Raw genomic sequence first — 1,622 nt, forward strand, 5'->3', positions numbered from 1 at the left:
GCGCCGCCCGCCACGGCCTGTGCGACGCGATGCGCTTCGGCTTCCATCGCGTCATCGCGCGGGCCCAGCGGTTCCGCGAAACGGCCGCGCCCCCGCACGTCGCGCGCCGCGCGCCCGCCGGCCGCTGCCGCCTTGTGGTCTGTCGGAGCCTGTTTCATGCGTGCCGCCTATTTGCGCTTCGGGCCGCCGGCTGCGGGCCTCTTGGGCGGCGCATCCCTCAGCCTGGCCAGCAACTCGGCCAGCCGCTGGTTCGCTTCGTTGATGGTCGGGCCCGTGGCCGTGCGCAGCGGCGCCTTGCTCTTCTCCCACGCCACCGCGTCGGGGCCGATGCCGCCCGCCTCGCTGGACACGATCAATCCATTCGACACCCAGGCGTTCTTGCCGTCGCGCACCACGTGGGCCAGCGCGTGGCCCTCGTCGATCCGGTCGGTGGCGATGTCCTGGTCGGTGGCGCGCACCGCGACCACGAACTCCTTCAGGACCGCGCCCGCCTTGCCCAGCAGGTGCGCGCCGAGCAAGGCATAGCCGGTGCACACCAGGCGACGCAGGCCGAAGATCGACAGCGGCCGCTGGTAGAGCTCGGAGACGTCGGTCACGTTCATGTCGGCCAGCGAGGCCACATGGCCATGGAAGAAGAAGGCGGCGGCGTAGTCCTGGTAGGCCTGGAACACCTGGTCGTTCTTCCTGGGCTTGAGCGACTTGAAGAAGTCCTCGGCGTTGCCCTGCGTCGGAATCGGCGCGGCATCGACCTTGGCCGCCGCCATCTGGGCGCGCACGGCGAGCTGCTTCTCGAGCAGGTCGGCATAGAGCAGGAAGGCGTCGAAGCCATGGACCTCCTTGCCTTGGCCGAAGACGACGTCGAAGTCGTGTGCCAGGTTGCCGCGCGCCCCGCTCGTGAACGCCTTGATCTCGTCGTCCGTCGGCGGCTTGGCCCGCGCCGGCGCATTCAGCGCCAGGAAGCTGCGCAGCACGAAGAGGACGTTCTGCATGGCCTTGGGCGTCTCGGTGTCGCGCGACTGGATCTCGAGGATCTGCTTGCGGATCGAGCCGAYGGCCTTGTCGATCTTGTCCTTGGCGTCGAAGATCGAGCCCGGATCGGCCTGGGCGCCCGCCAGCGCGGTGGCGATGGCGTCGGTGTCCTTCTTGATGCCCTTCATGTCGAGCGACGCGCTGAGCTTGACCACCAGCTCGTCGAGTTCGTTCGACGCGGTGATCGCCAGGTTCAACGCGTGCTGGCTCGCCATCGCATCCTGCTGCCCGCCGTACCCGGTGTTGGGGTGCTTGGCGACCTGGGCCTGGTCGACCACCTCCTTGAGCTTCGGCCGCAGCTCATCCAGCGACTTCGCGCCGGACAGTGCGCTCGCCTTGGTCAGCAGCTCGATGGCCGTGGCCACGTTGCCGGCCTGCTCGCCGTCGAGGTTGCTGACACCCTTGACGCTCGGAACCCCCTGCGCCTTCTGTTGATACGAGACCCACTTGTTGACGTCGCGCAGCCGTTCGCTGGCGCCGGACAGCGACTCCTGGCGCTCCTGGGCCGGCGTCAGCTTGACCTTCACCTGCGGGCTGGACACGGGCTTCGGGTCCTTGGCGCAGCGCTGCAGGCCGAGGCCCGAGCGCAGGCG

At 69.1% G+C, this 1,622-nt stretch carries 1 protein-coding gene; it reads right to left on the reverse strand.

Annotated features, from left to right (window positions below; genetic code table 11):
• Nucleotides 1-167 precede the first annotated feature (167 nt).
• A partial coding sequence (locus tag AC1D01_RS33835) for a hypothetical protein (protein WP_477873841.1) occupies nucleotides 168-1,622 on the reverse strand: 1,455 nt, incomplete at its 5' end.

The organism is Rhizobacter sp. P3_B12, from assembly GCF_056402895.1.